This is a genomic window from Pseudomonas sp. ICMP 10191 (assembly GCF_001467335.1).
GTDB lineage: Bacteria > Pseudomonadota > Gammaproteobacteria > Pseudomonadales > Pseudomonadaceae > Aquipseudomonas > Aquipseudomonas cerasi.
This window is the reverse complement of sequence record NZ_LKGW01000046.1, coordinates 1-15,646: the sequence shown is the minus strand read 5'-3', so window position 1 is coordinate 15,646 and position 15,646 is coordinate 1. Positions and strand designations below refer to the sequence as shown.

Annotated in this window: 10 protein-coding genes and 2 pseudogenes; 4 read left to right on the top strand and 8 right to left on the bottom strand. The window is 53.0% G+C overall.

The window, feature by feature from the left end; genetic code table 11:
- Positions 1-27: 27 nt before the first annotated feature.
- The 8 genes from AO388_RS05050 to tssA form a co-directional block, all read right to left on the bottom strand.
- Positions 28-1,572, bottom strand: a complete 1,545-nt coding sequence (locus tag AO388_RS05050) for a sigma-54 interaction domain-containing protein (RefSeq protein ID WP_083515770.1) — start codon at positions 1,570-1,572, stop codon at positions 28-30.
- Entirely contained in the window at positions 1,559-4,150 is a 2,592-nt protein-coding gene (gene tssH, locus AO388_RS05045; protein ID WP_058416136.1) for a type VI secretion system ATPase TssH, read from the bottom strand. Before tssH ends, AO388_RS05050 begins: the two co-directional genes overlap by 14 nt.
- A gap of 9 nt (positions 4,151-4,159) precedes the next feature.
- The gene (tssG, locus tag AO388_RS05040) at positions 4,160-5,167 is read right to left on the bottom strand and encodes a type VI secretion system baseplate subunit TssG (RefSeq protein WP_058416135.1); all 1,008 of its coding nucleotides are present in this window, start codon (positions 5,165-5,167) and stop codon (positions 4,160-4,162) included.
- Complete coding sequence (gene tssF / locus AO388_RS05035) at positions 5,131-6,918, bottom strand: type VI secretion system baseplate subunit TssF (RefSeq protein WP_058416173.1); 1,788 nt, start codon at positions 6,916-6,918, stop codon at positions 5,131-5,133. The genes tssG and tssF overlap by 37 nt, the downstream gene beginning before the upstream one ends.
- Before the next feature lie 98 nt (positions 6,919-7,016).
- Positions 7,017-7,427: a type VI secretion system baseplate subunit TssE gene (gene tssE / locus AO388_RS05030; RefSeq protein WP_080377370.1), complete on the bottom strand. Its 411-nt coding sequence runs from the start codon at positions 7,425-7,427 to the stop codon at positions 7,017-7,019.
- Between the two features lie 11 nt (positions 7,428-7,438).
- The gene (gene tssC, locus AO388_RS05025) at positions 7,439-8,914 is read right to left on the bottom strand and encodes a type VI secretion system contractile sheath large subunit (RefSeq protein WP_003434275.1); all 1,476 of its coding nucleotides are present in this window, start codon (positions 8,912-8,914) and stop codon (positions 7,439-7,441) included.
- A gap of 28 nt (positions 8,915-8,942) precedes the next feature.
- A complete protein-coding gene (gene tssB / locus AO388_RS05020; protein WP_003434277.1) occupies positions 8,943-9,443 on the bottom strand; it encodes a type VI secretion system contractile sheath small subunit in 501 nt (166 codons plus the stop codon).
- A gap of 31 nt (positions 9,444-9,474) precedes the next feature.
- Positions 9,475-11,025, bottom strand: a complete 1,551-nt coding sequence (gene tssA, locus AO388_RS05015) for a type VI secretion system protein TssA (protein ID WP_054081538.1) — start codon at positions 11,023-11,025, stop codon at positions 9,475-9,477.
- A 600-nt stretch (positions 11,026-11,625) separates the two neighbouring features.
- Here tssA and AO388_RS05010 point away from each other — a divergent pair.
- The 4 genes and pseudogenes from AO388_RS05010 to AO388_RS04995 all read left to right on the top strand — a co-directional run.
- The gene (locus AO388_RS05010) at positions 11,626-12,144 is read left to right on the top strand and encodes an Hcp family type VI secretion system effector (protein WP_003434281.1); all 519 of its coding nucleotides are present in this window, start codon (positions 11,626-11,628) and stop codon (positions 12,142-12,144) included.
- Between the two features lie 68 nt (positions 12,145-12,212).
- Positions 12,213-14,246, top strand: coding sequence for a type VI secretion system Vgr family protein (gene tssI, locus AO388_RS05005; RefSeq protein WP_058416134.1), 2,034 nt, complete (start codon positions 12,213-12,215; stop codon positions 14,244-14,246).
- Positions 14,243-15,125 (top strand): annotated as a pseudogene (locus tag AO388_RS05000) (DUF4123 domain-containing protein). The gene tssI and the pseudogene AO388_RS05000 overlap by 4 nt, the downstream one beginning before the upstream one ends.
- Positions 15,115-15,646: pseudogene (locus AO388_RS04995) on the top strand (toxin VasX); the annotation flags it as partial. The pseudogenes AO388_RS05000 and AO388_RS04995, both read left to right, overlap by 11 nt.

Here is a 15,646-nt window from a genome sequence, read left to right as displayed (position 1 = left end):
AATTAACTAAATGTGATTATTGAATGGCTAGGTACGCCGTCCATGAGCAGCGCCGATCTTCAGATGTGCCAGCCGATAAAGCAGTGTGCGCCGCGACACCCCTAACGTACGCGCTGCAAGGCTCCGGTTACCGCCGGTGTCGCGCAGACTCTCAAGCAGAACGCCACGCTCGAACTGTTCGATGCGTTCACGCAGTGAAAAACCAACCGGATGGCTTGTCGAATCGGCGGCCATGGGAAAGTGTTCCGGTCGCAACTCCCCGTCTTCGCATAACAACACTGCTCGCTCGACGAACCCCTTCAGCTCTCGAACGTTTCCAGGAAAGGCATATCCCGATAACGCACTCAATGCGGTTTCCGACCACTGCACAGACTCTCGTTGTGAGTTCTGGCAAGCCTTGTCGGAGAAATGCCGGGCCAGTATTTCGATGTCTTCCACGCGATGACGTAGCGGAGGAAGTTCTATGGGGAACTGCGCCAAACGGTAATAGAGGTCTTCTCGAAAGCGCCCTTCGGCGACCAGTGTCGGTAGATGACGATGAGTAGCAGCGATGATTCGCACATCCACGTTGCGAACTTCATTGCCGCCCAGCGGGCGAATCTCGCCCTCCTGCAACACCCGCAAAAGCTTTGCTTGTAATTGCAGCGGCATATCGCCAATTTCGTCTAGTACCAGCGTACCGCCATCAGCTTCGTCAAACAGGCCACGCCGATCACGGTCAGCGCCGGTAAACGCGCCTTTGCGATAACCAAAGAGTTCGCTTTCCAAAAGAGCTTCTGGAAAGGCAGCGCAATTCTGTACAACGAGCGCCTTGGAGCGACGAGGTCCGTGCTCGTGAATGGCACGAGACGCTATCTCCTTGCCTGTCCCGGTCTCACCCGTAAGCAACACTGTGCAGGTGCTGTCGAGAATCTTGCTCAGAAGATGGGTGGTTCTTTCCAGGGCTGCGCTACGCCCTATGAGTCCAAAACGCCCTTCCGGTGAGATGCACCTGCGCGGATTAAGCTTCGCGCACACAGACCTGGGTGATGACTGCAGAACAGATAATCGGGAAATCACGAACGTTCCCAGCGCGCCTAGCGATTCTGCGTAGCATTCCAATTCTTCGGAGCGCCTGCTCGCACATATCAAGACCCCGACGGCTATCCGCTCATGATTGTGCAGCGGGACGCACAGCAGTGACGTCCACTCTTGCGCCCCTACCGGTAGGAAGCTGGTCCCGTGAAGACTGCTGCTGATTTCCGGCACGCTGACAACCCGGTTCTGAAGCAGAGAGAACTGCAGTAAAGGCTCGTCCCGGTAGTCTTTAAATGAAGTCGTTTTCTGATCAGGCTGAATGACACTGTCAACGACTTCAGTAACAAGGCAGAGGTGTTTGTGACGCGCATCGAGTAGAAACAACTGGCTTGCCTGACAGTCGCTGAGCTCCGCAGCAGAGAGTGCAAAATCATGCTGCAGCGACTGGCTATCGGCTGACCGGGAGAGAGCCGAGTACTGCGAAACCAATGTTTGGGCATAGCCTGATGGGTCGTGTAGCAAATGAAAGGACGAGGCCACCTTATTCGAACTCACAGACAACACCACCTGAGCTGTCGAGTGTTGCGTGAACCCTGACGACCCTGTCACCACGGCTCATGGCGTCGAGTAAACGGTCTGCTATCAAGGGGGTCAGACTGGACTCCAGTAACTGATCGATCAGCCGGGCGCCGCTGCCGTCTTGCGTACACTGTTCAAGCAGATGACAAACCAGATCATGCGAATAACTGAAGGTCAGACCACGGGATTCAAGTCTCTCGCCAAGACGAATCAGCTTTAGCTCGACCAGTTCACGCAGCGCAGCCCCCATGATCGGGTAATAAGGCACAACCCGCATTCTGGCCAGCAATGCCGGTTTGAAATGCGCGCTCAGTATCGGTTTCAGCCGGGTTTTCAGCTCTGTGACATCAGGTCGTCTGCCTTCGTGGCAACTTGCGTGGATCAGATCGGCACCCAGGTTGGAGGTCATCAGAATGAGTGTGTTACGGAAATCGATTTCCCGGCCCTCTCCATCGTTGGCCGTGCCTTTATCGAAAATCTGATAGAACAGATTAAGTACATCCGGATCAGCCTTCTCCACCTCATCAAGGAGAATGATCGAATAGGGCTTGCATCGAACGGCATCGGTCAACATACCCCCTTCGCCATAACCGATGTAGCCCGGAGGGGCACCGATCAATCGGGAAACGGTATGCTTCTCCTGAAATTCGGACATGTTGATAGTCGTGAGAAAACGTTCGCCGCCATACAACAGATCAGCCAGAGCAATGGCTGTTTCCGTCTTGCCCACTCCGCTGGGTCCAACCAGAAGAAATACACCTGTCGGGGCGCCGGGTGCATTCAACCCCGCAGCCGATGCACGGACAGCCTTTTCAATGGTCAGCATCGCCTGCTCCTGACCACGGATGCGCATGCGCAGTTCTGAGGAAAAGCTGTTGATTGCCGGGCTGTGCTCCTGAGCAAGGCGCGATACGGGAATACCGGTCCAGCCACCCACTACTTCAGCTATCAGCCTGGGGCATACCTCAAAGCTCACGAGACGGTCGCTCATCTGAATATCGATCAGGGTCCGTCGAACCTGGGTCAACTCGGACTCAAGCGAACGTATGGACTCACTCTCACCCGCATCAGCCGACAGTGCTGTTAGTTCAGCCAGTTGCTTGCGCAGTTCCAGCAGACGCTCGACGGCTGCCCGTTGATCAGTCCATCTGAACTCCAGTGCTGCAGCCTCGCTCCGCATCAATGACAGATCGGAAGTCAGCGTATCCACTGCCTTGTCATCAACCGACATCCCGGCATTGGCATCACGCCGTATTGCCTCGAAATGCCTCTGCTGACGTGCCATCTCGCTTCGTAGATGTTCTAGACGCTCAGGTACGGCGATCAGACCGATTCGTGCGCGAGCGCAAGCTGTATCAAGCAGATCGATTGCCTTGTCCGGCAGCTGGCGCCCGGTGAGATAGCGCGCCGAAAGCCTGGCGGCCGCAACTACGGCATCATCGCGCAGATGCACACCGTGAGTACGTTCATATAGCGGAGCAAGCCCGCGCAGAATGGTGATGGCCTGCTCGACTGTCGGCTCCAGCACCCGGACTGGTTGAAAGCGACGTGCGAGCGCCGGATCCTTTTCAAAATATTGTCTGTACTCGGCCCACGTCGTCGCTGCAATGGTCCTCAATTCTCCGCGTGCCAACGCCGGCTTCAACAGATTGGCCGCGTCCGAACCACGCGCCTGCGCACCGTCGCCGATGAGTGTGTGGGCTTCATCGATGAAAAGAATAACTGGCCTGGACGAGGATTTGACCTCGTCAATCACGCCCTTCAAGCGACGTTCAAACTCGCCCTTGATACTGGCACCCGCCTGGAGCAGCCCCATATCCAGAGACAGTAATTCAACGTTCTCCAATAGATCGGGGACTTCACCGTGAACGATCTTAAGCGCCAGCCCTTCGACAACCGCAGTCTTGCCGACACCCGCCTCGCCCACCACTATGGGGTTGTTCTTGCGTCGACGAGACAGGATATCGATCATCTGACGCAGACAGTCATCACGGCACAGCACGGGATCAAGCAACCCATCCCTGGCCTGCTGCGTCAGATTATGAGTGAAGCGTTCGAGCAGCGAGTCACATTGCCTCACTGACGGTTTTGTTACGTCCGGCACTTGTTCGGCAAGGGCGTAATCACGAAAGCGCTCAATGTTGATCTTCGCCAATAATGGCTGGTATGGACGGTCGGCATAGCGCAAGGGATTACGCAGCAAGGCAAGAATCAACGCAGCCTGATCAATCAGGCTTTGGCCCAGATCCAGATTGGCAATCAACAGCGCGTCCTGAAGCCATTGAACAAGTTCGGCAGAAAATGCCGGGCTCCGGGTCGCACTGTGTTCGATTGGCGGATGAAGAAAGCCTCCAAGTTCGTCGGCCCCAACCTCAGCGTCTACGAGCGCACGGGATAGCATTCCATCAGGTCGTTCCAGCAGGGCAAGCAACAGGTCTTCGACCAGGATTTTACTACTGCCTCTCGAAACGCAGCGTTCGGCGCTTGCCTCCAGTTCTCCGCGTGTAGGCGCATCGAGGGCATTGACGAGTTGCTGCAAATCTACATCGATCATGAGTCGTCCTTAATGTATCGGTCTGTTGAGCGTGACCAGACCCTGCGCATGCTCGCGCCCGAGCCAGGTGGTCCAGCCCAGGTGACAGGTGTTCGACTGGCCAATGCGCAGTTCTCTGATGTCTTCATGGCACAGCTCAAGACAGACGTCGTAGTCCAGCGGGTCGCGTAACGTGAATCGCACAAGGGCGCCCAACGGACGGTAGCCAGAACCGACGGGTAAAAATTCGTGGAAACGTTCCCGGTCGAGCTGTTTCACATGGACGCGGAACTTGCCACTCCGGTCAGGCACCCGGCTACCCAGCACCGCAGTGCGCCCCAATCGGTGATTGGTTTTTCCAAGGCAATTAAGCTGAGAGCAGCTGATCTCGACGGTTCGCTCAACACACTGTTCGATAAACAACTGTGCGTGCTTGAAGTAATAACGAAGCACAGACTCGATCAAGGCGGCCGAATGAGCGCGCAGGCTCAAAAGTCCTAGGTAGGGCAATAGCCGTTTCCAGTTCAATTCGGGAGTTTCGCGAATGCGCTGCCCGTGCAGGCCGATCAGTGCGAACAGCTGTTCGGAAAACGAATCTGTCGCGCCACGGGTAAACATGGCGTGATAGCGATACTTGCGCCATACGGGGAGCATTAACATCTGCAATCGACGATTAAAGATATCCAGAAAATCGCGAGTCACATTAGGCTTATCCCGCTCACCCAAGGCTTGTTCAGCATAAAAAGCGGGTAACGGTGAGCCGGAGCCGACCAAGCTCATCACATTGAGATCAAGTCGTACGTGCAACTGACCCTGCTCGTAAAAAAGCTCCATGCATTCAATATCACTGCCAGGAAATCCAAGACCCGGATTTGCCCGCAACTCGAGAAAATCATGAACGCGGCGCTCATCCGTACCGGGATGAATTTCACGTAAAGTATTGAGAATCAGCGGTATCGCCTGATAAACAGAGTACCGCCGTATGTCCTGACTCAGCCTGGCTAAAGCAGCGGTTGCATGCCCATGCGCGGTGCCCATTCGTATCCTCCACCTTGTGTGCTCTTTACATGCAGTTCGTGAAAGGAATTCAGGCTCGCGTAGAGCGCAAAGAATTCGTTTAGGACGGAGGCGAACAAGAACAAACTGCCCTCTCCTGCAAAGCCGTCAGGTTCGACGGTTAACTCCGTCCTGACTCCCCTTACAGGCAGCCCGTCATGCAGGCAGTCGATATGTTGGTGACGAATGGACTTCAACCCGCCCAAGAGATGCTTGCTGACTTTCTCTGCCTGCGAATCGTAATACCGAGGCAAATCGTACGTTTCGAGAATCACTTTCAGTGCTTCGATATTTTCGAGCGACAGGTAGTTGAGCGACATGTTGCTGATCACACGCCAGAAAAAATCCCCGTCCATGGGTGGCGCAAATGTTTTTGTGGCAGGCGATATATTTCTGAAGCGCAAAAAGTCAGGGGTGCCCTCACATGGTTTACAGAGGCCTCCTGCCTTGATTTGCCACGGGAGGTCACCGTTAGTGCATGTCATCTCAATGGACATTGTCTCGTCAGTTCGCCCAGCTCGAAGACCGAAGCTTAAAAATGTATCGAGCCCTTTGTGCTGTATGGAAGTACGATGCCTCACGCTGTAGTAAGGCGAGTTACTATCCACATCGACCGCAGCGTCGTGTTCAAACGATTCAAAGGGTACGTAATTCTGATAGCCCAGCCCTCCAGGCTGCCAGCCAACAACCTTATCGACCGAGTACACACCACAACCGCCGTGTGCGTAATGCGCAGGAATGAGCAGATATTCGTCCTGCCGGGCATCCGCAAGAATGGGCAAGGCATCCTGTTTGAACAGGTTCACGACCGGCGTGCAGTAAAGCTTGATGTTTTCGACGGTAGGGCGAAGGGGTTGCATGTCCTTCCCTTGCACATCAAAAACAAGCTGTAGCCCGCACGCGCGCTTCAGCAAATCGTCAGTCAATGAGTGAATGACATCTAAACCGAGAACATCGACAAAAAGAAACTTCTCAGGAAAAAAGAAATACTCTTGCAGGTAGCGATAGCCCCGAAAGGTATTTAGTGGGTAGGGAATCAACGACTCCTCTTCAGCGAAGCCTACAGGTTTCACGTGTTCCACAGGAATGATCAGTTCGATCGCTTTGCCTGAGGAGGTCAGTAACGGATCGCCCATCGCATCAAGAGGCAATAATGTGATGCCCTTGAGCTTCTGCATCATCGCGAAGTAAATGGCTTGGCTGATGCGACGCTCACCCGCCAGATGCAAACGCAACTGACTGAACTTTACCTCGCCTAAATGGCTGTCTCCATTCATCGCCAGACACAGCTTCAGCGTTGTCCCGCCCCCGCTTGACGAACAATAGAGGTGAGTCAGTTTCAACGGCAATACCTGAGTGGCAAAGCAGGTACGGAAATAGCACACCTGGTCATTCACTGGTTCGCTTTCTACAGGTGTTGCTCGCTCGACCACGAAACCCGGGCCGGAGCCGTCCAGAGCGTCAAACTGAAGCATGCTCACCGAGGGCAGAGGTCGAAGGTAATTGGGCCATAACAACTGCATGAGGGAGTGGGTCAGCTCAGGTAAGTCTTCATCCAGTTTTTGACGCAAACGGCCCGTCAGGAAAGCAACTCCCTCAAGTAAACGTTCTACGTCCGGGTCCTGGCCCGCCTGCCCTAAAAAAGGAGCCAACGCCGGATTACGCTCGGAAAACCGACGTCCAGACTCTCGAAGAGCCGTCAATTCTTCTTGATAATAGTGGTTAAATGACACCGTTCTTTCTACCTGGCCGGTCGTAAATCGATAATGAAAAATCTGGGTGTAAAACCGATAGATAATCGGCGCACCGCTTCGCGAGGGGAAAAACTTACTCAAACAATGCTTATTTTACCGTCGCCACCGAGCAGTGCAGAAAATCGAACAGACTTCTTTACCCCTGCAATGTCCAGAGCCGCACCGATCGAGAATGTTCGCCTCAGCAGACAACTCTCGTGTTTTTCCACCGTTACGTGAACATCGAATAATCGTGGTTCATATGTACGAATCATCTTTTCGATGATCATGCGAGAGTACCTCAGCGTATCGTCAAGGCTGAGACCTCTATTGTTCAAGTCAGGCAAACCATAATCAGGCAACATCTTTACGCTACCGGCTCGCGTACCCAGCATCTTGGTCAGATGAGCCGATATCAACATCATTAACTGCTCTTCCCTGTCAAAAGACTGTTGTTTCAAGGTGTCACCTGCCAGGCGTTGAAAGAGGCTACCTTTTGGATTCATCATCAATCGATGATCTACTCTTTATCCATTTTGCCGACCAGCGACAGCGTAAAGTCAGCACCCATGTATTTAAAATGAGGACGAACATTTAGACTGACCCGGTACCAGCCGGGATCACCTTCAACATCACTGACAATGACCTGTGCCGCGCGCAGCGGTCGTCTGCCACGCACCTCTGAACTCGGATTCTCCTGATCGGCAACGTACTGACGTATCCATTTGTTAAGCTGACTCTCCAGGTCCGCTCGTTCTTTCCAGGAACCTATCTGCTCTCTCTGCAGCACCTTGAGGTAGTGCGCGAGGCGATTGACGATCATCATGTAGGGCAGTTGAGTGCCTAGCTTGTAATTAAGCTCGGCTATTTTCCCCTCTGGATTGTTGCCAAAAAACTTGGGCTTCTGTACTGAGCTGGCAGAAAAGAACGCCGCATTGTCACTGCCCTTGCGCATGGTCAATGCGATAAAGCCCTCTTCCGCCAGCTCGTATTCACGGCGGTCAGACACCAGTACCTCAGTCGGAATCTTGGTCTCGATTTCACCCATGCTGTGGAAGTGGTGCAAAGGCAGGTCATCAACAGCACCGCCGCTCAAAGGACCAATGATGTTGGGGCACCACCGAAATCTGGCGAAGCTGTCTGTCAGCTTGGTAGCAAATGCATAGGCCGTATTGCCCCACAGATAGTGCTCGTGGTCGTTCGAGACGTTTTCCTCATAGGCAAACGTCTTCACCGGATTTTCCTTAGGCTCGTAGGGGCTGCGTAAAAGAAAACGCGGTACTGTCAGTGCGAAATAACGGGCGTCTTCCCGCTGCCGAAAGCTTTGCCATTTGGCGAACTGCGGCCCTTCGAAGTGATCTTTCAGATCCTTTAGATCGGGCAGACCGGTGAACTGCTCAAGCCCGAAGAAATTCGGGCCTGCAGCCGCAATAAAAGGTGCATGCGCCATGCAGGCAACGCTTGAAACGTACTGCATGGTCTTCACATCGGGAGCGCTTGGCGAGAAGAAATAATTGGCAATGATCGCGCCCACGGGATTACCGCCGAACTGACCATATTCAGCGGTATACACATGTTTGTAGAGTCCCGACTGCACCACTTCAGGTGAGTCTTCAAAATCGTCCAGAAGATCTTGCTTGGAAATACTTAACAACTCGATTTTTATATTTTCGCGAAAATCGGTTCTATCAATCAGTAACTGTAGCCCGCGCCATGATGCTTCCAACGCCTGAAACTCTGCATGATGGATGATCTCGTCCATCTGGCGACTCAGCTTGACGTCAATCTCGGTAATCATTCGATCAACCAGCGCTTTCTTGACCGGCTCGTTGTTATTACGCGGTTTCAGCAGTTCTTCAATAAATGCAGCCACCCCTCGTTTGGCAATACCATAGGCGTCGTCACAAGGCTCTAATCGGGTATGCGCAATAATCTGGTCGAGAATTCCAAGGTGAAGTTCACTTGCATCGCGCTGCGGTATGGCTTTTGTGTTCATATCTTAATTCCTGACAATGGGTCCGATGTTACTGTTGCGCGGCGACATCCAGGCCAAGCTCATCCAGCACGGTCTTACGCGATGTTTCATCCGTAATGACCTGCTCGATGGCCTTACGAAAAGAAGGCATGTTCCCCAACGGCCCCTTGAGCGCCATGAGGGCGTTGCGCAGCTCCATCAACTTTTTAAGCTCAGGAATCTGTTCGACGAGACTGGCAGGGTTGAAGTCTTTCATTGAAGAGACCTTGATGCTGACAGTCAGCTCGTCAGCCCCGCTGTCAGCCTGCAAGCGGTCAGGTACATTCAGTACCAGCTCAAGCTCCTGCTTCGCCAACACATCATCGAAATTGTTCTTGTCGATACTGATTGATTTACGGTCCTCAAGCTTTCGCTCGTCCGCGCGCTGTATGAAATCGCCAAGAACCAGCAACTTAAGTGGCAGTTCTATTTCTTCCTGCGCACCACCAACAGCAGGCTTGAACGTCACGTTGATCCGCTCTTTGGGCGCTACAGAGCCTTCTCTGGCCATTCCATTTCCCCTCAATTTATTAAACTGTACGTTAGCCATCAATAAATCTTTCAAGGTCGTGATGACATAACCTCTGGTAAATCACTTCTTTGCGCGCCGCGGCCTTGTCGTTCAGCGCCATTCGCTCATAACAGCTATATAACAACCGAGACACCTCGAGGAATATCGTGGGTTCCCATGCCGGGAGGCTTGCCGATTGAAGCTCCTGATCAAGATACTCAAGTTGAACCTTCGCCAACTCGTATTTTTTTGCATCGATACAGAGACGTGCGATGTACAGCTTGCAGAAAAATCGCTCTCGCCCGCCTTCCATACCGTTCAAGTGATCATTCACTAATTGCACAGCGGCTTTAAGCCCTTTTGTCTGCAAAACCGGCAGTGCGTCGTGGTACAGCGAATTTCGTTCTGAAGTGTCATGCTGACTTTCGCTGCCAGATGCATTTCCGACATGGACCTCGGTAGGCAGGATATAAGCGGCGATCCACTGTAATGTCTCCGTGTCTGCAAACGGCACACCGTCGTGAAAGCGAAGTTCAATAAGGTCTGGAATGCGCTTTAAAAGCAGAGCAAACTGAGCTTCTACTTCGCGCATTGCCGCTTCGCCCCCCAGGGCTTTCAGACAGTTCCAGACCATTCGCTGACCATCAAACCAAAAAGGCGACCCTGCAAGACTTGCCTCAACATCTACAATAAGGTCTGCGTAAAGACCCTGTTCGAATCGCTCTTGGTAATTGCTCAATTTGTCAACGGGCAACCTCCTTAACGGGGTTATTTTTTCACTGTTTCTTTCAGGAAGACTGTCCACTGCATACCAGGTCTGCGAGCGACCCAGGCGGAACGCTCGCGGGTCTGTAGTTTTTTGCTTAAGCCACCATCTACAAAGGCTGCGTACCGAGTGCTCTTGCACACTTAACGTCCGCTGGGCGTCTTTCTCGTTGTCGATGTAAGAGTCACTTGAAAATAACTGGACCGCAGCCTGCTTGACACGCTCCACCACCTTGACAGGCTCTTTCTCAACTTGCTCAGCGCGCTGAATCATACAGGCGAGCCGTCTTCTCAACGGCAGCAGCAACGGAGCATCACTTCCCAGATACAGATTAAATATCTCATCCAGGCCATCAAGCTGTCTGAGCAGTTGCTGGAATTCAAGAAGCTGGTGAGTAATGGAAATATCTTCTCCCAGCGCATTGTCGAGTTTTAGCAAGAGCCATTGCATGGCCGCTGAACGTGTTCGTAATTTTTGGGGATGAAATAGCAGCCAATGCTCTTTGCACAAATAATGAATCAATCCCAGCCCCGCAGATAATCCGCTAACAGACTCGCATTCATATAGAGCCCACGCCAGCCAGCTGGCGACGCGCAAGTCTTTAGACTGGTTTGAAAGAATATGTTCGCAGCCCTCTCTGATCCGCAGCCAGTCTACATTCACTTCCCCGAAAATGGCCTGTGCACCGCCCAACTCACGCTCCAAGGCTTCAAACGCCGTAGAAAAACGGATGTCTTCGCCTGCATAATCACCCATTGCGACAGGATGCCGGCCCAGATCCAGATATCGAATAGAGAGTTTGTCTTTATTGGCCACTGCCCATATTCCCACACGGCGCGCATTTCATTGTTGACGATTTTTCCAACCACTCATAAAGCCAGACAGACCTTATCGCCATGAAAACCAGCAAGCAAGGCGACACTTGGAAAATATTAAACTTTCGGAAAATTCTTACAAACAAACGAAGAAAATATGTAGGAAAGCATATAATTTATGTACCAAAATATTTAACAACCTAACTATCTATTGACCAAATACGCTGTTGCGTGCCCATCAGAATCCACAGATGTATTTTGCTTAAAACTTAACCACGAGAGGCCACTAAACGGCCAGCCATCTTGCCAACAGCACTGAAAAAATCCATGACCTCCCATACAACAAGGCCAAATATAAAATATGGATATTTTTGGATAGAGTCCTGGAAAGCTGCGCAAAAAAATGAAAATAGCGCGCAAAAACTTGCACAAATTACTCGAAAAAACTCACAACGAGCAGCACCCTCATATCCGTTCAAACGGCCAAACCAGCTGACAATACTGACTTAAGAGATACCTGGCACGTAACTTGTTATAGCGATGCTTCGACCTCCAAGCCGATTTGCTTGTGAGGCGCCACCGACTGTAAGGAAGTACGTTAATGCCTACACCCGCCTATATGACTGTCATAGACGCCAATCAGAAAATACTGACAGCAGGAGCTTTCACAACAGACTCTGTCGGCAACGTCTATCAGGAAGGCCATGAAGATGAAGCAATAATCCAGGCATTCAGCCATAACATTATTACACCCTGTGATCCTCAGTCAGGGCAGCCTACTGGCCAACGCATTCATGGTCCTGCGTGTGTCACGAAAATTTTCGACAAGACCTCGCCATTGCTTCTGGAGGCTCTTTGCTCAGGCTCAACACTAAGCAAAGTCGAAATCAAGTGGTACCGGACGTCTATCGATGGCAAGCAGGAACACTATTACACCACCACCCTGGAGGATGCGGTCATCGTCAACATCAGGTCCTACATGCACAACTGCCAGGATCCGAAGAACTCGCACTTTGGACATCTGGAGGACGTTCAATTCAGCTATCGCAAAATAACCTGGGACCACGTAAAGGCCACTACTACCGGGTCTGATGACTGGAGAAGTCCTAAGTCGGCATAACTACGCTGCCCCGGCGGTTCGACAGGATCGTCGGGGTTTTCATAAACCGGCTAGGCACGGTGGTCCATATGACGCTTAACCCCACTGATCGACCTTATTTCAGCCTGATCATCGACGGCCCTGAGCATGATTTTCAAATCCTTTCATTTACCGGCCATGAAGCTATCAATCAGCCCTTCTGTTTCAAGCTTGAGCTGGTCAGCGAGCGCGCATCGCTGAATCTCGAAAGCCTGCTGAATTGCCCCGCATTTCTGCAGTACACATCAAGGGGCAACGGCATTCATGGAGTGATCGATCAGGTTTCCCAAGGCGATTCCGGCAGGCGTCTTACGCACTACTCAGTCACCTTGCGACCGAATCTGGCAAGGCTCAGGCATCGTACCAATCAGCGTATTTTTCAGAATCGAACAGTAAAGGAGATTATTGAGCAGGTATTGAAAGAACATCACCTGATGGGCGATGCCTACAGCTTCCAGCTCGGTACGACTTACGCGGAGCGCGAATACTGCGTGCAGTATGGCGAGTCCGACCTGCACTTCATCCAGCGGCTTTGCGAAGAGGAAGGCCTGCACTACCACTTCAAACACAGCCACACAGCACATCAACTGGTATTTGGTGATGACCAGACCGTATTTCCGAAACTAAACCCGGTTATCTATAAGCCGGACAGTGGCCTGGTACCGGCTAAGTCGGTCATCAAGCGCTTCAGGTTGCGCCTGGAAATACGCACAAACAGCGTTACTCATCGCGATTATCACTTTGAAAAACCACTTCTGAAAATGGAAGGCGCGGCATATGACGACGCCCGGCCGGAGCTGGAGCACTACGAATACCCGGGCGGCTTCATTCATCGGGATCGAGGAGCGCATCTGGCGAGCCGCGCACTTGAGCGCCATCGCCAGGATTACAGACTGGGCGATGGCCAAAGTGATCAACCCACCTTGGTCAGCGGCCATTTTCTACCTTTGCGCGAGCACCCCAACGAGGAATGGAACGACCTCTGGCTGTTGACCGAAGTCCGTCATGAGGGCCGCCAGCCGCAGGGGCTTGAGGAGTCTGCCCATGCATTACAGAACAAGGGGGACTTTCATCAGGGATATCGCAATACCTTTCTCGCTACACCGTGGCAAGCCTCGTATCGCCCTCCCCGGCATCATCCCAAGCCAAGAATATTCGGCAGCCAGACCGCTGTGGTCACCGGCCCGAAAGATCAGGAAATACACTGCGACCGGCACGGTCGGGTCAAAGTGCAGTTTCATTGGGATCGCGAGGGTCAGGCCAATGATCACAGCAGCTGCTGGATACGGGTTTCGTCCGGTTGGGCCGGTCATCACTACGGCAGCATGGTTATCCCGCGGATCGGTATGGAAGTACTGGTGACGTTCCTTGACGGCGACCCTGACCGTCCATTGGTCAGCGGCTGCCTGTACCACGCAGAGCACGTCCCGCCCTACGACCTGCCAGCACATCAGACGCGCAGTGTATTCAAGACCCTGAGCAGCCCCGGAGGCAATGGTTCCAACGAACTGCGTATTGAAGACCGTGCAGGCCAGGAGCAGATCTACATTCATGCCCAGCGCGACTGGGAGCAGAACATTGAGCATGAGCAGAAAATCCGGGTCGGTCATCATCGGCATGAGCGGATCGAAGGCAACAGCTACAGCGAGCTCAAGGCCGAGGAACATCAGACTGTGGATGGCGACCGGCTGACCGAGGTAAAAGCGAGCGATCACGTCACGGTTGGCGGAACCCGGCATATCAGAGTGGGTGATGGATTACTGGCCCACGCCGGACAGGAAATCCATCTCAAAGCCGGTAACAAACTGATCATCGAAGCGGGGCTGGAAATCACGCTCAATGCAGGCGGCTCCTTTATCAAGATCGATGCCAGTGGTGTGACCGCGACCGGGCCTCAGATAAAGCTCAATTCGGGGGGCAGCCCCGGAAACGGCTCTGGAGCCACCCCTCTACTTCCAGGTAATGCAGAGCGACCAGAAGCTGGCGAATCAGGTGACATGCTGATCTCCGCACAGCGACAGGCAATGATACGCAGCCCACTTTGTAGCCAATGCTCGCAAGCAACCGAAGAAAGAAAAAAATGAATCAAGCCAATTATCTGTTGATTGACGGATTGCTGAGACCTGACGCCGTAAAGCAGCTATACCAGTGCGACGAGCCTATCGAGATCGCTCCGCTTTATCTCGGCACACGGTGGGCGGAGATCATGGATTTAGGCCCGGTACTTGTGCGCACGGCTCATCCCTCCGAACTCATTGCGCAGTGGCGTCGACATCCTGAACAGCGTATCGACGCCTGCATTTTTTTCAGCAATGCGCCCTTGAAAATCGTCTCTGAACATTTGCAGCGTTTCCTGAATCCCTTTGATTATCTCGGTCATTCAAGCCTGCTGCGCTTCGCAGATCCGCTGGTGATGCACTACTGGCTATCGAGCTATGACCCTGAACATTTGAACTCGACGCTAGGCCCCATCGATCAACTCTGGGTTCAGTCCCCCCTGCGCAGCTGGCAACAAAACCTCGATCCAGCGATCACGACATTTGTTAACGAACGTGCGCAAAAAGTCTCTCGGGCGCCTTTTTCTCTGGTAAGCGAACGTCAGTTGCAAGCCTTCGAAAGCTGCTATCGATGGCTCTTCGAGGAGCGCCTTTATGAATGGGTCAAAAAGCAGGATTCGCTGGCCTTTCTGGACCAGAGCGACGATCAAATCGAAATATGGCTGAAGCGTGCTGTGGACAGCGCAATTGAATGGGGTCTGGTCAGCGAGTACGCACTGGCGACATGGGCCGACATCTGCCACGACTGGGGTCTTGGCTTTACGAGCTCGCCACAGGGCCACTACCAATCCTGGTGTGCTCAATACACCGAGCAACAGCGCTTGCCCCCGGAGCTCCGCGTAACCGTACTCGATGAATACCGTCAGAAAAGTTCGTATAGACAGGGATGCAACGCATGACCGATAAATCCGGCACCCATACTCAACGACGTGCTGCAACGTTCGCCAAAACTCCCGCCACGGCCACCAGCCTGTGTCCCTTCCGCGGACCTGACGTCGCCATCGTGCCCGTGCGCTATGCGCTGGATCGCTCCCGCTACGATACCGCGCCCCAGAAGCTGAAACCGCTACTCAAGGGCAGCCGCTGGGCAGCGATGCCGAAACTGAAAACACGCAGCTATACCCTTCGCCAGCTGTATGACGGCTACGTGTATGTCTATGACGAGACTGCCGAAACGTTGCATGAGTACGTGGTGTCAGCCGCCACTGGCAACCTGAGCCGTATTGTCTGTGTGCCGACGATGGCAAACCCTTCCTGCTCTATCCGCGAAACAACCTGCTGCGCATCGCCTTTTCTCCGCTGCAATGGACGTGGCGAACATGCGAACACCTGCGTTCGAATCCGGCAAGCCGCTCTGCATGGATGAAAGCGCTGGATCTGAAACGCTACTGCATGACCATGGCCGAGCCGGATACCTTGCCATTGAA

Excerpts from the sequence above, each read along its gene's own strand:
- tssE (WP_080377370.1), bottom strand. The coding sequence starts at position 7,427 with ATGATGAATCCAAAAGGTAGCCTCTTTCAACGCCTGGCAGGTGACACC.
- tssB (WP_003434277.1), bottom strand. The coding sequence starts at position 9,443 with ATGGCCAGAGAAGGCTCTGTAGCGCCCAAAGAGCGGATCAACGTGACG.
- tssG (WP_058416135.1), bottom strand. The coding sequence starts at position 5,167 with ATGGGCACCGCGCATGGGCATGCAACCGCTGCTTTAGCCAGGCTGAGT.
- tssC (WP_003434275.1), bottom strand. The coding sequence starts at position 8,914 with ATGAACACAAAAGCCATACCGCAGCGCGATGCAAGTGAACTTCACCTT.
- AO388_RS05010 (WP_003434281.1), top strand. The coding sequence starts at position 11,626 with ATGCCTACACCCGCCTATATGACTGTCATAGACGCCAATCAGAAAATA.
- tssH (WP_058416136.1), bottom strand. The coding sequence starts at position 4,150 with ATGATCGATGTAGATTTGCAGCAACTCGTCAATGCCCTCGATGCGCCT.
- tssI (WP_058416134.1), top strand. The coding sequence starts at position 12,213 with ATGACGCTTAACCCCACTGATCGACCTTATTTCAGCCTGATCATCGAC.